This is a genomic window from Paenibacillus sp. HW567, assembly GCF_000374185.1.
Taxonomy (GTDB): Bacteria; Bacillota; Bacilli; order Paenibacillales; family Paenibacillaceae; genus Paenibacillus_AQ.
In genome coordinates, this window is sequence record NZ_KB910518.1 from 1,839,789 (window position 1) to 1,859,827 (window position 20,039).

The following is a 20,039-nucleotide window of genomic DNA, read 5'->3' on the forward strand; positions in this document are numbered from 1 at the left end:
ATTCAAGACGATTAGGCTTACCAAAACTTTTAGGGGGTATGAAGCAATGAGGTTCAGACAAATGTCGCTCATTCTGCTGACGGCAATCATGGTGTTTGTGCTGGCGGCCTGCGGCGGAGGAAACGGAAATTCGGGCAAGACGAATACGGCGGAGAGCACGGATAAGCCTGCGGCTGAGGCAACGAACAGTGCGGCTGAAACCACGGCGCCAAGTGACGGAGCGCTCGACCATTCCAAACCGCTGAAGCTGACGGTATTCTCGACCACGGCTAACTACGCAGGTCCGCAAACCGGCTGGTTCGCCAAGATCATCAAAGACAAGTTCAACATCGAGCTGGATATCGTCGCCTCCAACCTGACCGGCGGGGACACGAAGATTTCGGCAATGATGGCTTCCGGCGACCTTGGCGATATTATCGTCTTCGGCGATGATAAGAACCATTATCCGAATGCAATCAAGGGGAACCTGCTGCTGGACTGGACCAAGGATGGCCTGCTGGATAAATACGGCACTGAAATTACGAAGCAGTTCCCGAAAGCCATTGAGAAGGCCAAGGTTGCTTTTGGCGGGGGCAATGCGGTTTACGGCATCGGAAACAACGTGGCCACCAACCCGTCCGGACCGTCCGAAGGCAAGGATATGACTTGGGGACCGGACCTGCGCTGGGACCTGTACCAGCAAATCGGGGCACCGGAAATCAGCAAGATTGAGGATTATTTGCCGGTGCTGAAGAAGATGCAGGAGCTGGAGCCGAAAAATGAGCAGGGCAAGAAAACCTATGCCTTCTCGCTCTGGTCCGACTGGGACGGCAACTATAAAATGACGCTGGCGAAGCAGTTCGCCAACATGATGGGTTATGACGAAATTCCTGACACTGCGCTGTATGTCAAAGCAGATGAAGAGAAATATTATGACTTCCTCTCCGACGATAGCTGGTATATGAAATCGCTGAAGCTGTACTATGAGGCCAATCAAATGGGCCTGCTTGATCCCGACTCGCTGACACAGAAGTTCGATGATGTTGTAGCCAAATACAAGGATGGCCGGCTGCTCTTCTCCTGGTTCCCGTGGCTGGGCGCTGCCAACTACAACACACCCGAAAGAACCGCGGCAGGCAAAGGCTTCGCCCTTGTACCGTTCAAGGATGAGCTGATGTATTCCACAGGCTTCAATGTCTACGGCGGCAACGGTATAATCGCTATCGGCGCGAAGGCCAAGGACCCGGCGCGGATTATGGAGTTCCTCAACTGGATGTACACCCCGGAAGGCGCAATGATCTCGGCGGGCAGCGGTACTGCGGTTCCGAACGGGCCGAAGGGGCTGACCTGGGATATTGACAGCAGCGGCAAGCCGGTGGTGACCGACTTCGGCTGGAAAGCGTATGCCGATCAGCAGAACACTAAGGTTCCTGAAGAATACGGCGGCGGCGACTACTACTATGGCTCGAATCAAATGAACTTCTCCTTTGTTGTTCCGGCGATGGTGAATCCGCAGACGAATGAGCCGTTTGACCACAATTTGTGGAAAACCTCACTGGAACGCAACCCGTCGAAGCTCGACAGCGACTGGAGAGCAAAGATGGGCGTGCTGACGCCGAAGGAATATTTTGAGAAAAATAATCTGCTTGCCGTTGCACCTCAGGGCTTCACCGGCAAAGAGCCGCTGACGATGGACAAAACAGTGGAGCAGAAAAATAAACAAATCGGTACGGTCATCCAGCAGATTTCCTGGAAAATGGTCTTTGCCAAGGATCAGGCCGAATTCGACAAGCTGAACAAAGAAATGCATGACAAAGTGAACGGCCTCGGCTATGCCGACGTGATGGATTTCTCGGTCAAGAAAGCAGAAGAGCTGTTCGAAGCCCGCAAAAGTGTGAAATAAGATGGTCTGAAGGGCAGGAGCAAGGCAGGGCGGTGATGAAGCTGCTCTGCCTTATTCTGTTCGTTTGAGGGTAAATCTGGTATTCTAGGATCAGCGGGTAAAACGCTTTCATCAAAGGGGAAGAGGGAGCTGCGGATGTTGAGAAGGAAGGCGGGAAGGCATGCTCCGGCAGGCAAATCACTGCGGACAACTCTGGTGATCTATCTGCTCATCGGTACGATGCTGCCGCTGCTCATTGTCGGCATTGTATCGTATACCTCGATTTATTCCGTGCTTTCCGGCAAAATCGGAAGCGGCATCAGCGCGAGTCTGCAGCAGGAGGCGCTTAGCCTGGAGAACGCCATCGACAATCTTGATTTCGCTTCCAAGCAGTTCGCGCTGGATGGTCAAATCGTGCAGGAAATGTCTTCCTTTCTGGAGGAGAAGCAGATTTACCGTAAATCGCAGATCATGAATTCGATCAACCAGAAGATTAATCTGGTCAATTTCACCAATCCCTACATTGGCCTAACTGCCTACATCATGCCGGGCAGCGATGATCCGGTGCTGTTCACCAACATGAGCACGCGGCGGGATTTTGAAATCAGCAAGCTCCCTTCCTTCATGCATTATAACGGGGCTGACTACTACGGGCCGCACCAGACGATGTATGCGGTTGGCGATAATGTGGTTTTCTCCGAGCAGCGGATCGTCAGGGTGAACGGCCAGCATAAGCTATACATTTATCTGGAGACGAACTACAGTCTGCTGCGCAAAATTTTTAATCAGCAGGCCTACGGGATGCAGGTGAATCATCTGCTGGTCAACCAGAGCGGCAGCGTGACCCAGACGATTGACGGTGAGCTGCCGCAGGAGATTGTCAGGGCAGCCGGCGAGAACCCGGGCGCAGCGCATGAGGAGCTTGACGGCTACCATCTGTTCCGTTACGAAAGCCCGCAGGGCTGGAAGCTGGTAGCGGTGGTTAAGAAATCGGTATTTAACAGCGAGATTTATTCCTGGTTTTACAAAATGATTTTGCTTGCCCTGTCCACGCTGCTGTTTGCCGGATTTCTGGCCTGGCTCATCTGGAAGCGGATCTACGGCCCTCTGCGCAAGGTGAATCTGGAGATTATCCGCATGGCGGAGAATGTTACGGCTCCGGTGGCATACACCAATGTAGAGGAGTTCGACTTTGTGCTGAGCAACTTCCAGCAGATGAAGGATCAGGTCAATGAGCTGATTCTGGCGGTAGCCCGCAATGAGAAGCTGAAAAGCCAGTTCGAAATCGAGAAGCTGCTCAGCCAGATCAACCCCCATTTTTTGCATAACACGCTGAACACGGTACAGTGGCTCGCCCGGCTGAACGGGCAGAAGGAAATCGACAAGCTGGTCACACTGCTGGTGAAGGTGCTTCACTACAACCTTGGCAAGATGAGCATTATTGTCACCATTGGCGAGGAAATTGAAGCGATCCGCAATTACATGGAGCTGCAGCGCATCCGTTACGACTATGAATTCGAGTTCAATGTGCAGGCTGATGAGACCGTGCTGAGCGCGGCGGTTCCGCGGTTTTTGCTGCAGCCGCTGGTGGAGAATTCGATCTATCACGGCCTTAGCGACAACGGTAAGGTAGATGTCATAATTACGGCCCATAGCCCGGGAGAAGTGCGGCTGTGCGTAAGGGACAACGGAACGGGGATGAACGAGGCCCAAATGGAGGAGCTGCTTACGGATGAAGCGGTAGGGAAGCGGGGACTGGGGATCGGCTTCTCCTACGTCAAGCGTATGCTGAAGACTTATTTCGGAGAGCAAGTGACACTGCAAATTCGGAGCGGAACAGATGAAGGAACGAGCGTAATCATAATCATACCCATCAAAAGCAAGGAGGACTTCGATGATTAAAGCTGTTGTGGTCGATGACGAACGGCTGGTGCGCAAAGGCTTCATCTCGCTGATTGATTGGGCGTCCTTCGGGGTGGTGATCGTCGGTGAGGCGGGGGACGGCAATGCCGCGCTGGCCCTGCTCCGCGAGCAGGAGGCTGATCTGCTGTTTGTCGATATTACAATGCCCGGCATGACCGGCTTTGAGCTGATCCGGCAGGTGCGCATGCGTTTTCCCGCGATCCGCTGTGTCGTGCTGACCTGCCATCATGAATTTGATTATGTGCAGGAGGCGCTGCGTCTTGGAGCGGTCGATTATATTGTCAAAACGCTGCTGGAGGTTGAGAATGCAGACGAAACGATCCGCCGTCTGGTGGAACGGGTGAAGTGGGAGGACCGTGCGCGTGAATCGCTCTCGCGCGGAGAGGGCAAGGTGGTGGCAGCGGACAGGGCGCTGCTCTATCTTCCGCTGCAGCCGCAGGGCAATGAAGAGGAGCTGTTCGGGCTCTCCATCGTGAAGAATCACCCGTTGCTTGCGCTGAAGAACATGTGGCTCACTCCGCTGCTTGGGCGTTTTGCCGAAGAAGAGGCTAGGCGTGAGCTTAAGAGCGTTCTTGGCGGACGCTGGTCTGCGGCGCTGGTCTGCGGACTGAAGGACCGGCAGCTTCAGGAGGTAGAGGAGGTGCTGGGCAGAGCGGCGCACCATGCACTCTTTTATTACGAAGGAACCGAAGAGCCGGCCAGGCTGGACTATGCTGAGCTGAAAAGGATAGCGGCAGAGGAGAATCTGCCCATAACCGGAGAAGATACCCTGGACCAGGCGCTGAATCTGCGCTGGGCGCTGGACCGGGAGGCTTGGGAGACATTCATCGCCCATGTGCAGCGGCAGCAGCCCGGCCGGGACAGGATTGCAGCATTTGGCGCTGGTCTTCTCCACGGCTGGACCGGGCTGATTCTGAAGGCTGAAGAAACGGCGCACCTGGAAGATTTGGCTGTTGGCAACCTGAACTGGACGCACTGGAAAAACTGGCTGCGGCAATTCTCCGGTTATGCGCAGCGGCGGATGCTTGAGCTGGGGCTGAGCAAAGAGGTGATGTTCTGCCTGATCCGTGCGGTCCGTTATATGAGAAGCCATGCCGGAGACAAGATCAATCAGGGAGATGTCGCTGCGGAGATCAACATGAGCCGAGGTTATTTCAGCCAGTGCTTTGCCCGTTTTGCCGGTGAGACCTTTGGCGAGAGCCTGCGGGGCATGCGGCTGGAGCTGGCTAAATCGCTGCTGCTGGAGACCCATTATCCCGTATGCGAAATTGCCGGCAGATCGGGGTTTGAGGATGACCGTTATTTCAGCAGGCTGTTCCGGGAACGTGTAGGCAAGCTGCCGAGTGAATACCGCGCGGAGGGGATCGAGCGGTGAACAGAACGGTTAAATATGTTCTCCTCGCTGTGGCGCTCTTGTCTCTCTCGGCTTGCCGCGGCGGCAGAGTGCCGGACGCGAAGGCTACGGGCGGAGCAGCTTCGGCCAATAGTGCAGACTCGGCAGCCTACGGCAAATACGACGCTCCGGTTGTAATGCGGATTGGCTTCAAGGTGCCGGATTCCCGTCTGAACACGGGAGACAGCAATGATAACAATCCGATCTCCCGTTATTTGGAGAGCCTGACCAATATCAAGGTCATTCATTCCTGGGAAGCGAAGGGGGAGGAGCCTTACACGCAAAAAGCGCAGCTCGCGATTGACAGCAATGATCTGCCCGATGCGCTGGTCGTTGACAGGGATCAATTATCGAAACTGATTGACAGCGACATGATTGCAGATCTGACGGAGACGTACCAGAAGTATGGGTCCGAGCTGATCAAGGATATGTACGATTCTACCCATGGCGAAGCGCTGGGCGACGCAACTAGGAACGGCAAGCTGTACGGATTGCCGAATGTGGCGATTAATGCCGATTCCCCTTCGATGCTGTGGGTCCGGCAGGATTGGCTGGACCGGCTGGAGCTTCCGGCGCCGCATACCTTTGAGGATATTGAAAGGATCGCCAAGGCTTTTATCGAAAGAGACCCGGACGGCAACGGCAAACGTGACACGGTTGGCCTCAGCGCGTACAAGAACATCGTGTATGGCACGAAGCCTCATGTCAACGGCCTGGATGCCGTGTTCAGCGCTTTTCATGCGTTTCCCACCAATTGGATCAAGGACAGCCAGGGCAAAATCGTCTATGGCTCGATTACCCCGGAGACCAAGATGGCCTTGGCTAAGCTTGCCGATTGGTACAAGCGGGGGCTGATTGACCCGGATTTTGCCCTTTATAAGGAAACCCAGGAGCCGATTATCTCCGGCAAGTCCGGGATGTTCTTCGGTCCGTGGTGGATGCCCTTTTATCCGCTGTCGGAGGCGGTAGCGCTTGATACCAAGGCAGAATGGCGGGCGTATGCCGCACCGCTGGATGCCGCGGGCAAATTCGTTACGCATATGGCTCCGGTCACAGACCGTTATCTGGTCGTGCGCAAGGGCTATGAGCATCCCGAAGCCGTGGTGAAGCTGCTGAATGTCTTTACCCGGCTGGAGCGGAGAAGGGACCCTAATCAGGAGGCGGTCAAGCAGCTCGATGATTTCTCTGCACAGACCGGAATACAGCCCCGGGCCTACTACCCGTTCGATTTGCTGATTGATTATACCGGGGCCATTGAGAAGCATTATTCAGATATGCAGCAGGCACTGCACGGCAAGATTGATCCCGATGCTCTGGACCCGGACACACGGCTGCTCTATAATCACTGGCTTACTGAGGAGGAACAGCCCAAAAAAAATCTGGAGGGCTGGAAGGCGGCCAACTCCTATAAATACGGCGCTGCCGTATTGTCATCGACCGCCATTGAAGGAGTCCGTAGTGTCTTTTACGGAAGCACGCTGCATATGAAGCGGAATTGGCCCGAGCTGCAGACGCTGGAGAGCGAGACCTTCCTGAACATTATTGTTGGGGATTCGCCGCTGAGCGACTTCGATCTCTTCGTAGCCAAGTGGAAGCGCATGGGCGGAGATATCATTACCAAGGAGGTCACGCAGATCGTGGACAGCAGGCATCTGAATAAATAAGAAACAGGCCGGAATCCCCCAGTGCTGAGGATTGCGGCCTGAGTTGCGGAAGACTGATAGAATACGCTTATGAAGCTGCGGTAGTGCCGGCACTTGTCGCCCGGGATTTGCTGCTGGTTGACAAGTAGCTGCACCAGGCTCCAAGCAAGGCAAGTGCGGCCAGACCGGCGGACAGCCAGGGAATGGAGGAGAGGCCGAACTGGTTAATCGCAGCTCCGCCAAGATATGCACCTGCCGCGTTGCCCAGATTAAGCGCCGAATGGCTTGAAGTGGTAGCCAGAAGCGGCGCTTTATGCGCCAGATTCATGATGCGGAGCTGAATGCCCGGCATGATGCCGAAGGCGGCGATGCCCCAGATAAAGACGTTGATCACCGTAAGAATAGGGTTGTCCAGCGTGAGCGTGAATGTAGTGATGACGACGGCGAGAACGGCAAAGTTGACGATCAGCGAAGGCATCAGCTTCCAGTCGGCCAGCTTGCCGCCGGCAATATTGCCGATTGTCACGCCAACCCCGAACAGCACAAGAATCCAGGTGACACTGTGTTCGGCAAAACCTGTGATCTCCTCAAGCATCGGCGTAATATAGGTGAATAAGGAGAACAGGCTGCCGCAGCCCAGCGCCCCTGTCAGGAGGATCAGCAGCACCTTCGGATTCAGCAGTCCGCGCACCTGCTCGGCGAGATCGGCGGTCTGCTCTTGAACAATCACCGGAATGAACCGGATGATGCCAAACAGCGATACAATGCCCAGCAGGGTAATGGCTCCAAAAGAAGCCCTCCAGCCAAGCTGCTGGCCGATGAACGTGCCAAATGGTACTCCGATGATATTGGCCACGGTAAGGCCGGCAAGCACAATGGATACGGCTCCGGCACGCTTCTCCGGCCGAACCAGTCTTGCGGCGATAATGGTACCCACACCAAGAAAGGTTCCGTGGGCAAAAGCAGTGAGAATACGGGCGAGAATCAGCAGTGTGTAGGTTGGCGCAATCACGGAAACGGCATTTCCGAAGATGAAAATGCCCATCAGAATGATCAGCAGCCTTTTTTGCGGCAGACGGTGGGTGAAGATGGTCAGTACCGGCGCGCCGATAGCGACACCAAGTGCATAGCTGGTAATAAGCTGCCCGGCCGCAGGAATGCTTACGCCAAGGTCGCTTGCAACATTGGGCAAAAGTCCCATGATGATAAACTCGGTCATGCCAATCGCAAAGGCTCCCAGTGTCAGGCAGAGCAGAGACAGCGGAAAACGCTCCTTGCTTGGCGGCGGTGTCTGGCTTTTGTCCTTTATGTTATTCACAGAGTTGTTCCTTCCTCTAGTACCGGCGTTTCGTCCTCGTTCCAGCCCTTGCAGACGTCCACCCAGTCCTTGCTCCCCGAATACATTGCCAGCTCATCGCAGGTCAGCTCGATCGCGGAGTTGGTGCTTCCGCAGGCCGGGAAAAGCGTAGTGAACCGTTTCATCGACACATCCAGGTAGACCTCCAGCTCATGGGCCAGTCCAAAGGGGCAAACCCCGCCAATTTCGTGTCCGGTCTGCTCCAGCACTTCCTCGGGAGTAAGCATTCTGGCCTTGAAGCCGAAGCGCTCCCTGAATTTCTTGTTGTCAATCTTGGCATCTCCGGCACCCACAACGAGAATGGCCTGATCTTCTGCCCCCCGGAAGGAGAGGGTCTTGGCAATTCGGGCTGGAAGCACGCCGATGGTAGCAGCAGCCATCTCGACAGTAGCGCTGGAGGTGGCATATTCACGCACATCCTGCGCTCTGCCTACACGGTGGAAGTGCTCTTTTACACTTGTAATTGACAAGATCATGACTCCTTTCTGAAAGTAGATCATATTGTTCACATTCTAACATAAGACGATTAGAGTTTCGCAGAATTTTTGCTGATCTTTTGGAGCAGCATAACGAGCGTGTCCACTTCCTCCGAGGTTAAGCCGCTTGCAAGCTTGCGGTTTAGCTCATTCAGAATCTCTTGAAGGACCGGAGCGAACTCAATCGCTTTGGCCGTCGGATAGAGCAGGGAGGAACGGCGGTCCTTGGGATCGGTTCGGCGCTCAACGTAACCCGATTGCTCCAGATGTTTCACGGAGCGGGCGGTAGTGGCCTTATCGAATTTCAACTCGCTTGTCATCTGATCCTGCGTAATGCCGGGCTGGTTCACGATCAGCTTGAGAAAGGTGTGCTGTCCGCCGCTGCCGATCCCGTAATCCATCAGTTCTTTGGTGAGGAATTTCTGGCTCTGCCGGTTTAGCTGGGACAGCAGCTTGCCGATAGGTTCCCTGTTCGAGTTCAATATACGCACCTCTTTGGCTATTTTCTTACGCTTCTTAATCTATTGACTAAAATACTACCGCAAAGTGGTTGCGTGCGCAACTAAGTTGGAGTACACTGGGTATATTATTTCGTTGCGGATGCAACTATATCTCCGAAAATTTGATGTATGAGGTGTTTGCGTATGAGTTCAATCAGTGCAACCTATCAGGAGGATGCGGCGATTCAGAAGAAACGCTGGATGATCCTGATCGTACTTAATTTATTCACCTTCATGTCTACGCTGGACGGCAGCATTGTAAATATTGCCCTGCCTGTGCTTGTGAAGGAGCTCTCGTTGCCTATAGCGCAGGTAGAGTGGGTGACGACAGGGTATCTGATGGCGATCTGCTCGGTCATATTATTCTTCGGAAAGCTGGGCGATATCGCCGGGAAGATCAGAATTTTCAAACTCGGCACGGTGATCTTCATCATCGGGTCTCTGCTCTGCGGCCTAAGCGCTAACCTGCCGTTTCTGATTGGTTCCCGTATCATTCAGGCGATCGGCGCCTCGATGACGATGGCTAACAGCCAGGGAATTGTTACGGATATTTTCCCGTCCAATGAACGGGGTAAGGCGCTTGGATTAATCGGAACCTTCGTATCACTCGGAAGTATTGCCGGGCCAAGCCTGGGCGGAATCATTGTCTCTACCTTGGGATGGGAGTATATTTTCTGGGTCAATGTTCCGATTGGACTCATTGCCATCGCTCTCGGGTGGAAGGTGCTGCCGAAGGATCTGATTCATGTAAAATCCAAAATCGACGTTCCCGGCAGCCTGCTGTTTGCCGTCTTCATTGTTGCTTTGTTTGCCGGACTGCTGCTTGGACAACAGCTCGGATATGGGGACAGCCGGATTGTCTCGTCGCTGATTGCCGCAGCCGCAGCTTTTATCGCTTTTATCATAGTGGAATTGCGCCGCACTCAGCCGCTGCTCCAATTGTCGCTGTTCAAAAATCCCTTGTTCTCGCTCAGCATCCTGTGTGCATTTCTGGTCTTTGTCGCTAACTTCTGCTTCAATATTATTGCCCCGTTCTATGCGCAGAACATGCTGAACCTGTCGCCATTCTATGCGGGCTTTCTGCTTATGCTCTTCCCGATCTGTATGGTTATCATTGCGCCTCTGAGCGGGGCGTTGTCGGATAAAATCGGCTCCGAATTCCTTACCTTCGCGGGATTGATCGTAATGGTCATCGCCCAATTCGGGCTGGCCCGCCTGCATGACGGCAGCCCGGTTGTGCTTGCAGGTGTGTGGATTGCCATGCTGGGGATCGGCAGCGGTCTGTTCATGTCGCCCAACAATTCGCTGATTATGTCCACCGTGCCGCGCACACAGCTCGGGTCGGCAGGCAGCGTCAACTCACTTGTCCGCAACGTGGGCATGGTCGTCGGCATCACTATTGCCACCTCGATTCTGTTCAACGTAATGAGCAGCAGGGCGGGCTACCGGGTAACCGGCCTGATTCCGGGCCGTCCGGATATTTTTCTCACCGGAATGCATGCCGTGTTCCTGACCTCATCGGTGATCTGCCTGGTGTCGGCGCTGCTCACCGGCTGGCGGATGCTCTCCATAAGAAGAGCAAAAAGAGCGATAAAAGCATAGCTTGTCACAAATCAGAAGGTTATGTTGTCTCCACTATGTATATCTATTATGGAGGCGATGAAAATGAGTTTACGCTTTAACTACAGAACGGCTAATGAACCGGCTTTTCGGGCAATGATGGCACTAGAGCAGCATGCGGGCGGACGCATCAAGGATAAGGTATTGTATGAATTGGTGAAGATACGGGTCTCCCAGATCAACGGCTGCGCCTTCTGTATGGATATGCATGCGAAGGATTTGCTGAAGCTGGGCGATTATGCCGATCACATTCTGCTGCTGAGCGTCTGGCATGAGGTTCCGCTCTTTACGGAGCGGGAAAAAGCGCTGCTGGAGCTTGCCGAAACGGTTACTCTGATCAGTCAAGATGGTGTGCCTCAAGCCTTGTATGACAAGGTTATGGAGCATTTCAGCCAGGAGGAATACGTGGACTGGATTATGGGGATCAACACCATCAATAGCTGGAACCGGATTGCCATATCGACAGGGATGTATCCGGGCTGTTTTAACTGATTGGAGGTGTAGCGTTGAAGGACCGGGACAGTGAGCTTAGCGCTGGCACAGGTACGGGGGCGGTGGAGAATTTGAGCCTGGAGGAGCTGTACCGCAGCTATTACAGGTACGCTTTCTCGATTGCCTATCGAATGCTGGGAGTCGTGGCTGATGCCGAGGATGCTGTGCAGGATTGTTTTGCTGAGCTGCAGCGGCGGGACCGCAGCGGAATTCTCAACATGAAGGCATATGTAGCTAAAGGCATTACCAACCGCTGTCTGAACCTGCTGGGCTCGGCGCGCAGCCGTAGAGAGATGTACATCGGAGAATGGCTGCCTGAGCCGGTGAGCGAGCCTTACGATGGGCCGGAAGCGGCGGCGGAACGGAAGGATACACTCTCCTACGCATTTTTGGTGCTGCTGGAGCGGCTGTCGCCTGCCGAAAGAGCCGTGTTTGTGCTAAGAGAGGCCTTTCAGTATGAATATGATGCCATTGCGGAGATGGTTGGCAAGTCCGGGAGCAACTGCAGGCAGATTTACAGCCGGGCCAAGCGGACGATTCAGGCCAAGCAGCTATTGCCAGTGTCAGCGGCACCGGGCTCCGGTACTTCCCGAGAAAGGCTGCTGCGCCGGTTCACCGCAGCTTTCACCGCCTATGATGTCGGCGGAATGCTGAAGCTGCTCGCCGAGCAGCCAGTGCTTGTCGGCGACGGCGGCGGGCAGGAGGCACAAACGATTCTACGACCAATGGTTGGACGCAAGGGTGTGCTGGCCTTGCTGACCTCAAAGCGGGTTCTGCAGAAGATGCGGGAATGGGAGATTTCCTTCGCCATGATCAATGGAGAGCAGAATCTCGTGTTCAAGCAGCAAGGGGAGATCAAGGCAGTGCTCTGCCTGGCTCTCGGCAAAAGCGGGGAACAGATTCAAGAACTGTATCTCATGCTGGCCCCGGGCAAGCTTGGGCATGTTGACAACAGCGGCCGGAAGTCCCAAGCCTTCCCCGCAGTTACGCCGAGACCCCAATTGTAACTCAAAAGCGCCGCCCCCTGCTGCCGGGGAGCGGCGCTTTTGAGTACGCCAATGAGCGCGTACTAAACCAGTATCTGTTCTAGATCTGTGGCGCATAACGGAGCCTTTGTGGTTCAGGGAAAGAGGGATTCGTCATATCCATCCTCCTGTTCCTTATGGACCGAAAAGCCCTTATTATCCCGAAAGGGATACAATTAGCCGAGCGAACGGACCGTAAAGCGCTTATTGCTTCTTCGGCAGCTATATTTAGGGCGAATGTCCGCTCATAAAGGCTCTGGAGTCCGAACACTTGCGCAAAATTGACTTCCAATAGGAATAAGAGCGGTTCAGTCCGTTACAAAGCGGCAGACTCTCCCGAACAGGAGATGGTTCTATTCATAGGCCAGATACACCTGCGGCGTGATTTCCACGCCCTACTCCGTCCGGCGGAGAATCGTCTGAACTCCGACACTAAGAGTCTTACGATCTGCTAGTTCTTGAAGCTGTGGATCGGAGCGGGAATACGACCGCCCCGGCCTACGAACCCTGCACAGTTGAACGGGTTCACGGCCATTACCGGCGCATAGCCGAGCAGTCCGCCGAACTCAACCATTTCGCCTACTTCCTTGCCGATGACCGGGATGACACGAACCGCAGTTGTTTTGTTGTTCACCATGCCGATCGCGGCTTCGTCGGCGATGATACCGGCGATGGTTTCTTTGCTGGTGCTGCCGGGAATAGCGATCATGTCAAGACCGACCGAGCACACGCAGGTCATGGCTTCGAGCTTCTCCAGCGTCAGTGCGCCGCGCTGCACAGCCTGGATCATGCCGTGGTCTTCACTGACCGGGATAAAAGCGCCGCTGAGCCCGCCGACATAGGAGGAGGCCATGACGCCGCCTTTTTTGACATTGTCATTAAGGATGGCGAGCGCAGCCGTAGTTCCCGGCGCTCCGGCTTCCTCAAGTCCCATTACCTGGAAAATCTCCGCAATGGAATCACCGATCAGAGGGGTGGGTGCAAGCGACAGGTCAATAATGCCGAAAGGCACGTCCAGCCGTTTGGAGGCCTCCTGGGCAACGAGCTGGCCGACGCGGGTAACCTTGAAGGCGGTCCGCTTGATTGTTTCGCAGAGCGTTTCGAAGTCCTGTCCTTTTACTTCCTCAAGCGCACGCTTAATTACGCCTGGTCCGCTGACCCCGACGTTGATTACGCATTCGCGCTCACCAACCCCGTGAAAAGCGCCTGCCATGAACGGGTTGTCCTCAACCGCATTGCAGAAAACGACCAGCTTGGCGCAGCCGATGGAATCGCGTTCCTTGGTGCGCTCAGCCGTCTGGAGGATAATTTCGCCCATCAGCTTTACCGCGTCCATATTGATTCCGCTGCGCGAGGAGCCGACGTTGACGGAGGAGCAGACTCTTTCGGTAACCGCGAGCGCTTCCGGGATGCTGTCAATCAGAATCCGGTCGCCCTTCGTGCAGCCCTTCTGTACAAGCGCCGAGAAGCCGCCGATGAAGTTAACGCCGACCTCCTTGGCCGCCTTGTCCAGTATTTCGGCCACCGGCACATAGGTATCGGTATGAACCGCTCCCGCAGCAATGGAGATCGGGGTGACCGAAATCCGTTTGTTGACAATCGGCACGCCGAATTGCCGTTCCAGATCTTCGCCGGTTTTGACCAGCTTCTCGGCGGAACGGGTGATTTTGTCATACACATTCTGGTTAAACACCCGCATATCCGTATGGGCGCAGTCCATCAGGCTGATTCCCATCGTAATGGTACGGACGTCCAGATTCATTTCCCGGATCATTTTATTCGTTTCCTGTACTTCAACAATTGAAATCATAGCTATGCTCCTTAAATTTTGTTGACAATGGCTTCTTTGCAGTGGTGCTCAGGCTGTCTAAATCCGGTGCATAATATTGAAAATATCCTCATGCTGGAGCTTGATTTCCACGCCGATCTCTTCGCCCACCTGCTGCAGGTCCTCGACAATTTCCTCAAAGGACTTGCTAGGCGCAGAAATGTCTACAATCATCATCATGTTGAAATAATCCTGCACAATCGTCTGCGAAATATCCAGAATGTTGAGATTGTGGCCTGCGAGGTAAGTACAGACCTTTGCGATAATGCCTACCTTGTCTTTTCCCAGTACAGTAATGATCCCCTTCAATGAAAAAGCCTCCTATCTTGTGCTCTGTTCATCCGCCGCTTTAACGGAATGAACCGTTTCAATTATTATGGCAAAGGATTGCACACTCTACAACCAAAGTTTTTTTGTCCATATCTTCAGAAAGTTGATCTTCTTCCCTATTTTACATGGATTATAGTTGACAGGACTATTATACTATGTTTAAATGCCAGGTTAATATAATGGCTTGAAGGAGCTACGATGACAACAAGAAAATACAAAGAGCTGGTTGAACAGCGCACCAGACAAACGCTTCAGGAATGGTCAGACTTACCGCTTGTGGATGAAAAGGACATTTACCGTTTTCTGCACAATCTGAAAGGCACGGCCGGAACGGTCGGCCTGGGCAGGGTGGAGAAGCTGGCCGACCACTCGCTGCTCTATTTCTCTGAGGAGAGCGGAAGAGGCTGGCCTGAAGCGGAATGGGGAGAGTATTTGTACCCGCTGCTGGAGCTTTTTGGCGACAGGCCGGAAATGGGGAATACCCCGCCCGGGCTTCCGCTGCAGGAAGGGAAGGCGTTGTCCGCATTACAGCCGCAGCATGAAATTCTGATCATTGATGATGATGTCGGGCTGGTGGCTTTTTTGCGTGAATCGCTGGAGAAGGAGTCTTACTACGTCAGTATTGCATTGTCCGCCGAGCGCGGACTGAAGATATTTTATGAGAGCAAGCCGGATCTGATTCTGCTCGACATCCTGCTCCCTGACCAGAGCGGAATTGATGTGCTGAAGCAGATTATCGGCAAGGCCAAAAAAGAGCGCATCCCGATCATCATTGTCAGCGGGGAGCATTCCAAGGAAATTCAGATGTACGCCTACTCGCTGGGTGTGATGGACTATATGGCTAAGCCGCTCGATATTGATTTGTTTCTGGTGCTGATCAAGAACCGCTTCGAGCTGAAGCGGGAATGGCAGGAATCCATTATCTTGGATGAGCTGACAGGGGCTTTTAACCGCAAATACTTCAATCAGACGATGAAGCAGCTCGGCTCCGATTTCCGGCGGACGGGACGGATTTTTTCGCTGGCGCTTATGGATCTGGATCATTTCAAGCTGGTTAATGACACCTACGGTCATCTGGTCGGGGATGAGGTGCTGCAGGCTTTTTCGGAGGTGGCGCGCCTTTCGATTCGGGTGGAGGACACTTTCTGCCGTTTCGGCGGTGAGGAGTTTGCCTTGTTTATGCCGAACACCGATGCTTCATCCGCCTTGCTGGTCGTGGAACGGATTCAGCAGCAACTGGCCGCAAATAAATTTACCGCCAAAAATGAGCGTTTTCAGGTGACCTTCTCCGGCGGAATTACGGAGATCCGCGAGGAGCAGAATGACCCGGACAAGCTGATTGAGGAAGCGGACCAGGCGATGTATGCCAGCAAGCACACCGGGAGAAACCGGACGACCCTGTACACGGATCAGCTTGGAGCCGCCAAAGCCGCACCGCTGTTGAATGTGATTGTCGTCGATGATGATGCGCTGCTCTGCCGGATTGTAACCGGACTGTTCGCGGCCTGGGAGCCGGCCGGCATCGCCGGTGTGAAGGTCAGCAGCTATGCAAGCGGCCCTCAGTTTCTGCAATCGGGCTGGTATGACCCTGAGGAGAAGTACATTATTCTGCTGGACGGGGTAATGCCGGAGCTGGATGGTCTGGAGGTTCTTGAACGGGTCCGCAGCAGCTATCCCGAAATTAATATTCTGGTCATTATGCTGACCGGCCGCAATGACCAGCACGATATTATCCATGCCCTGCAAATGGGGGCGGATGATTATGTAATCAAGCCGTTCCATCTGCCGGAGCTGCTGACCCGGATCGAGCGCCTGGCTCACAGATTTCTGTTCTAGCACAGAAATTCAGACAGCATTAGATTGAACGGAAAGGTGAGAGAGAATGAACATGCAAAAAGTACTGATCGTGGACGATGAAGAAATTCTGCGTATGCTGATTGAAGACACACTGGAGGATCTGGAGAACGTGGAGATTCACACCGCCGAGAATGGCGCGCAGGCGCTGTCCAGGTTATCTGAAGAGCAGTATGACCTGGTAATTCTCGATTATATGATGCCGGAAATGACCGGGATTGAAGTGCTCACTGCCCTTGGAGAAGAACACACAAGCGCCATGCCCATTATGATGCTGACCGCCAAGGCGCAGGACAATGACCGCAGCAAGGCCAGGGAGGCCGGGGCACGTTATTTCATGCCGAAGCCATTCAGTCCGATGGAGCTGCTGCAGATTGTGGAGGGCATCCTCAGTGAGCACAAACAGACACGCTGACTCCAGCATCAAAACAAAATATTACCGCATTATTGCCGGATTGTTCGTGCTGATTGTTCTGGTAGTAGGTGTGCTGTTCCTTTACATAAATACACAGCAGACTAAGCTGAAGAATGACCGTAACGTTCTGCAGCATAAGACAGAGACGATAAATGAGCTGGCGGCAACACTGAATGAGGTGTTTTTCAGGGCCCGGGGCTATGCTGCGCTGAAGAGCGGCAGTGAGCTCAAGCTGCTGAATACCGCACTGGGCAATCTCGACAATATTCTCCAGCAGTACGCCGGGCTGAAGCTGTCGCCGGGGGAAGCAAAGTACCGGGAAGATCTGACGGCTTTTTATGAGAATTACAAGCAGAAAACCTTGCCCGAGGCCATCCGGCTGGTTGAGAATGACGACTATGCAGGGCTTCGGAAGCTGTCCCAAAGCGGCAGCACACAATCGGTCAATGATTTTCTGAGCTATACGAAGGCTTTCAAAGCCAGATCAGACCGGGGGCTAAATGAGATCGCCGACCATTCTATCAGGCAAGCCGACATCTATACTATAGTTTCTATTGGCTTAAGCGCATTTCTGCTGCTGTTCTTTACGCTGATGATCTGGAGGATGCTCAAAATCCTGATTGATCCGATTGTCCGTCTGGAGAACGCAACCCACTCCCTTGCAGCCGGAGAAGAGATTCTTCTGGGCAACCTGCATAAGCGGGATGAGATTGGACGTTTGTATGAGGCGTTCCTCAATATGGCGCGGAGCATCCAGGACAAGGAAGAAGAGCTGACGATGCAGAACGAGGAGCTGCATGCCCAGCAGGATGAGCTTCAGGATCAGCAGTTCAGGCTGGAGCGCTCCCTAAGCGAGATCGAGAGCATGATGAAGGCGCTCAATCAGACCTCGGCTGTGGGTATTTTATCGGACAAAGGGATCTTCACTTACGCCAACGACAACCTGAGCAGTTATACAGGCTACAGAAACGCTGAAATTATCGGTTACCCCTTCCGGCTGTTCGAGCTGCTGAATGTTTCCGGTTCCCAGCTAGAGCTGGTCATCACCAAATTATCGACAGGCGGAATCTGGAGCGGCGAAATTGAAGTTCTTGTGAAGGATGGTTCGGCATCGGTATGGCTGCATATGACCGTTATGCCTTATTTGAACGACGAGGGTCAGATCTATCAGTTTATCCTGATTGCGAACAATATCACCTCCCTGAAGCAGGTGCAGGAGCAGCTTGCGTACACCCTGAAGAATACGGAGCAGACCTCAATCATGCTGGAGCGCTACAACCAGTTGAACCATGACATTACGTACACGCTGGATAAACAGGAGTTTGCCGAGAAATTCAGCGAATTTATGAACCGGATCTATGCTTTTGACTCCAGTCTCTTTTTGATTGTTAAGGATAGGATTGCCGCCGTCAAAGGCGTACCGCAGCAGAATGTGGAACGCTATCTCGATCAGAACAACGGCGACATGCTGCACCGCCTTGCCAGTGAGAAATCCTATATGGTCAAAAGAACAGGCTCGCCAAGTGAACAGGGGATTTCTCCTGACAAGGTCTATTGCTACGATTATTACACTTCGGTTGTGAACGCGGATGAAGAGATTCTCGCCGTATTCTGCGGCAGCCGGATCGGGCGCGAATTCACAGAAGAGGAGCTCAGCGAAATCCAGGGGCTGATGAGCAGGGTTGCTCTGGCGATTGAGCGGCTGATGATGTATGAGGAAATCGAGCATGGCCGCATGCTTAACCGGGATATCGTCAACAATGTCAACGAAGGTATCCAGTTCGTCAATACGGATGGCGTGATGCAGCATATTAACAAGGCGCTTGGCGGGCTGTTTCAATACACGGAATGGACCGAGGGCACGCTTGTTCCGGCAGAGGTGTGGCTGGAAGTGTTCTGCGGGATGTCCAATGAACCGGAAGAACTGCGGCAGTTCTATCAAAATGCGATGCTGGAGCAGACGGTGGAGTCCAGCACCATGAAATATTCGCTTGGTACAGAGGAGATTAAGCATGTGGATGTCTATGCAATTCCGGTGCTCCGCCGTGAAGACCGGATCGGCACGCTGTTCGTACACCGGGATATCACCCGCGAGTACGAGCTGGACCTGATGAAATCAGAGCTGGTCAGCACAGTCAGCCATGAATTGCGGACACCGCTGTCCAGTGTGCTCGGGTTCACAGAGCTGCTGCTGTCCAAGACGATGAAACCCGAGAAGCAGCTCAAATATCTGGAGACCATTCATAAGGAAGCGAAACGCCTAACCGAGCTGATCAATGATTTTCTCGATCTGCAACGAATGGAGTCCGGTACGCAGCAATACACTATTGAACAGGCGCATCTCAGTGAGATTGTCCTTAGCGTCATAGACCAGTACAAGCTCAGCGGCACTCATCATATCCTTCTGGAAGACGACGCGCTGCACGATGAAGTATCTGTGGACAAAGACAAGATGGTCCAGGTGCTCACGAATCTGCTAAGCAATGCGATCAAATTCTCGCCGGGAAGCCAGGAGGTCAAGGTGCTGCTTCACAATGAGCCGGACCGGATTGTCGTGCGGGTTCAGGATACGGGTCTGGGCATTCCCAAGAATCAGATCGGCCAGCTTTTCCAGAAATTCAGAAGAGTGGACAACAGCGCCTCCAAGCGGATTGGTGGAACGGGTCTCGGGCTTGCAATCTGCAAGGAAATTATTGAAAAGCACAAGGGGGCCATCGGCATCGAGTCAGTGGAAGGTGAAGGCACCACGGTATGGTTCAGTCTGCCTGTACAGCTTGCAAAGGACAGCAGTCAGGATGAGGAAATCTTCACAGACAAGGATAAGAAGCCGAATGTGATGATCGTGGAGGACGACTACAGCCTGTCGCTGCTGCTCTCGGAGGAGCTGAAGGGCAAAGGCTTCAGGGTCACCCACCATTACCATCCGCAAAAAGCGTTCGACCAGGCGCTGAAGACGCCTTTTGTCGCGATTGTTGTTGATCTGATGCTCGGGGAGGAGCTGGACGGCTGGGATCTGATCCGTATGCTCAAGCATGATTCGCGGACAGAGCAGGTTCCGATCATAATCTCCTCTGCACTGGATCAGACAGATAAGTCCCTGCTGGAGAACGTAAAGACGTATCTGACCAAACCTTATCCGCCTGGTGAGCTGTCGGGTACACTGCAGAGAATTGTGGAGATTCAGTCGAAGTCCGGGGAAGTGCTGTTTCCCGACAGCGGCAGTTAACTAAGCTTGCACCCGCGACAATCGCCCGGGACCGCCGCCGGGGTGAATCCGGATGCATTATTGTGTTAAGCTGTACATGACAAATCAGCAACACAT

15 protein-coding genes are annotated in these 20,039 nt (G+C 53.6%); 10 read left to right on the forward strand and 5 right to left on the reverse strand.

Features of this window, described 5'->3' with window-relative positions:
* Positions 1–46 precede the first annotated feature (46 nt).
* From B212_RS0108245 to B212_RS31070, 4 genes are all read left to right on the forward strand, one after another.
* Positions 47–1,882 (forward strand): extracellular solute-binding protein, encoded by a 1,836-nt coding sequence (locus B212_RS0108245; RefSeq protein ID WP_019910103.1) that lies wholly within the window; start codon positions 47–49, stop codon positions 1,880–1,882.
* A 135-nt stretch (positions 1,883–2,017) separates the two neighbouring features.
* Positions 2,018–3,763 (forward strand): sensor histidine kinase, encoded by a 1,746-nt coding sequence (locus B212_RS31065; RefSeq protein ID WP_019910104.1) that lies wholly within the window; start codon positions 2,018–2,020, stop codon positions 3,761–3,763.
* The gene (locus B212_RS0108255; protein ID WP_019910106.1) at positions 3,756–5,159 is read left to right on the forward strand and encodes a response regulator; all 1,404 of its coding nucleotides are present in this window, start codon (positions 3,756–3,758) and stop codon (positions 5,157–5,159) included. Before B212_RS31065 ends, B212_RS0108255 begins: the two co-directional genes overlap by 8 nt.
* Positions 5,156–6,841 carry an extracellular solute-binding protein gene (locus tag B212_RS31070; protein WP_019910108.1) on the forward strand — a complete coding sequence of 562 codons (1,686 nt, stop codon included), beginning with the start codon at positions 5,156–5,158 and terminating at the stop codon, positions 6,839–6,841. The genes B212_RS0108255 and B212_RS31070 overlap by 4 nt, the downstream gene beginning before the upstream one ends.
* Positions 6,842–6,908: 67 nt before the next feature.
* Here B212_RS31070 and B212_RS0108265 read toward each other — a convergent pair whose 3' ends face one another.
* The 3 genes from B212_RS0108265 to B212_RS0108275 are packed head-to-tail and all read right to left on the reverse strand — an operon-like array spanning position 6,909 to position 9,135.
* Positions 6,909–8,138: an MFS transporter gene (locus B212_RS0108265; protein ID WP_019910109.1), complete on the reverse strand. Its 1,230-nt coding sequence runs from the start codon at positions 8,136–8,138 to the stop codon at positions 6,909–6,911.
* Positions 8,135–8,647 (reverse strand): YbaK/EbsC family protein, encoded by a 513-nt coding sequence (locus tag B212_RS0108270; RefSeq protein ID WP_036669107.1) that lies wholly within the window; start codon positions 8,645–8,647, stop codon positions 8,135–8,137. The genes B212_RS0108265 and B212_RS0108270 overlap by 4 nt, the downstream gene beginning before the upstream one ends.
* 56 nt (positions 8,648–8,703) lie before the next feature.
* A complete protein-coding gene (locus B212_RS0108275; RefSeq protein WP_019910111.1) occupies positions 8,704–9,135 on the reverse strand; it encodes a MarR family winged helix-turn-helix transcriptional regulator in 432 nt (143 codons plus the stop codon).
* Positions 9,136–9,297: 162 nt separating this feature from the next.
* Between B212_RS0108275 and B212_RS0108280 the strand changes: the two genes are divergently transcribed.
* The 3 genes from B212_RS0108280 to B212_RS0108290 all read left to right on the forward strand — a co-directional run bounded on the left by B212_RS0108280 (position 9,298) and on the right by B212_RS0108290 (position 12,272).
* Positions 9,298–10,755, forward strand: coding sequence for an MFS transporter (locus tag B212_RS0108280; RefSeq protein ID WP_019910112.1), 1,458 nt, complete (start codon positions 9,298–9,300; stop codon positions 10,753–10,755).
* Between the two features lie 63 nt (positions 10,756–10,818).
* Positions 10,819–11,265, forward strand: a complete 447-nt coding sequence (locus B212_RS0108285; RefSeq protein WP_019910113.1) for a carboxymuconolactone decarboxylase family protein — start codon at positions 10,819–10,821, stop codon at positions 11,263–11,265.
* A 14-nt stretch (positions 11,266–11,279) separates the two neighbouring features.
* Positions 11,280–12,272 carry a sigma-70 family RNA polymerase sigma factor gene (locus B212_RS0108290; RefSeq protein ID WP_019910114.1) on the forward strand — a complete coding sequence of 331 codons (993 nt, stop codon included), beginning with the start codon at positions 11,280–11,282 and terminating at the stop codon, positions 12,270–12,272.
* 469 nt (positions 12,273–12,741) lie between these two features.
* Here B212_RS0108290 and B212_RS0108295 read toward each other — a convergent pair whose 3' ends face one another.
* Together B212_RS0108295 and B212_RS0108300 are read right to left on the reverse strand one after the other, a co-directional pair.
* On the reverse strand, positions 12,742–14,097 hold the full coding sequence (locus B212_RS0108295) for a PFL family protein (protein WP_269637006.1): 1,356 nt from the start codon (positions 14,095–14,097) through the stop codon (positions 12,742–12,744).
* Positions 14,098–14,157: 60 nt separating this feature from the next.
* Positions 14,158–14,427 carry an ACT domain-containing protein gene (locus B212_RS0108300; RefSeq protein ID WP_019910116.1) on the reverse strand — a complete coding sequence of 90 codons (270 nt, stop codon included), beginning with the start codon at positions 14,425–14,427 and terminating at the stop codon, positions 14,158–14,160.
* A 219-nt stretch (positions 14,428–14,646) separates the two neighbouring features.
* Here B212_RS0108300 and B212_RS0108305 point away from each other — a divergent pair, with 219 nt between their 5' ends.
* The 3 genes from B212_RS0108305 to B212_RS33085 are packed head-to-tail and all read left to right on the forward strand — an operon-like array spanning position 14,647 to position 19,943.
* A complete protein-coding gene (locus tag B212_RS0108305; RefSeq protein ID WP_019910117.1) occupies positions 14,647–16,284 on the forward strand; it encodes a GGDEF domain-containing response regulator in 1,638 nt (545 codons plus the stop codon).
* A gap of 52 nt (positions 16,285–16,336) precedes the next feature.
* Positions 16,337–16,717 (forward strand): response regulator transcription factor, encoded by a 381-nt coding sequence (locus B212_RS0108310; protein ID WP_028530689.1) that lies wholly within the window; start codon positions 16,337–16,339, stop codon positions 16,715–16,717.
* On the forward strand, positions 16,695–19,943 hold the full coding sequence (locus B212_RS33085; RefSeq protein WP_019910121.1) for an ATP-binding protein: 3,249 nt from the start codon (positions 16,695–16,697) through the stop codon (positions 19,941–19,943). The genes B212_RS0108310 and B212_RS33085 overlap by 23 nt, the downstream gene beginning before the upstream one ends.
* Positions 19,944–20,039: the final 96 nt, after the last annotated feature.

Bases quoted from the DNA above. Each gene is read 5' to 3' on its own strand.
- B212_RS0108245 (WP_019910103.1), top strand. From the start codon at position 47: ATGAGGTTCAGACAAATGTCGCTCATTCTGCTGACGGCAATCATGGTG.
- B212_RS31065 (WP_019910104.1), top strand. From the start codon at position 2,018: ATGTTGAGAAGGAAGGCGGGAAGGCATGCTCCGGCAGGCAAATCACTG.
- B212_RS0108285 (WP_019910113.1), top strand. From the start codon at position 10,819: ATGAGTTTACGCTTTAACTACAGAACGGCTAATGAACCGGCTTTTCGG.
- B212_RS0108310 (WP_028530689.1), top strand. From the start codon at position 16,337: ATGCAAAAAGTACTGATCGTGGACGATGAAGAAATTCTGCGTATGCTG.
- B212_RS0108255 (WP_019910106.1), top strand. From the start codon at position 3,756: ATGATTAAAGCTGTTGTGGTCGATGACGAACGGCTGGTGCGCAAAGGC.
- B212_RS0108305 (WP_019910117.1), top strand. From the start codon at position 14,647: ATGACAACAAGAAAATACAAAGAGCTGGTTGAACAGCGCACCAGACAA.
- B212_RS0108280 (WP_019910112.1), top strand. From the start codon at position 9,298: ATGAGTTCAATCAGTGCAACCTATCAGGAGGATGCGGCGATTCAGAAG.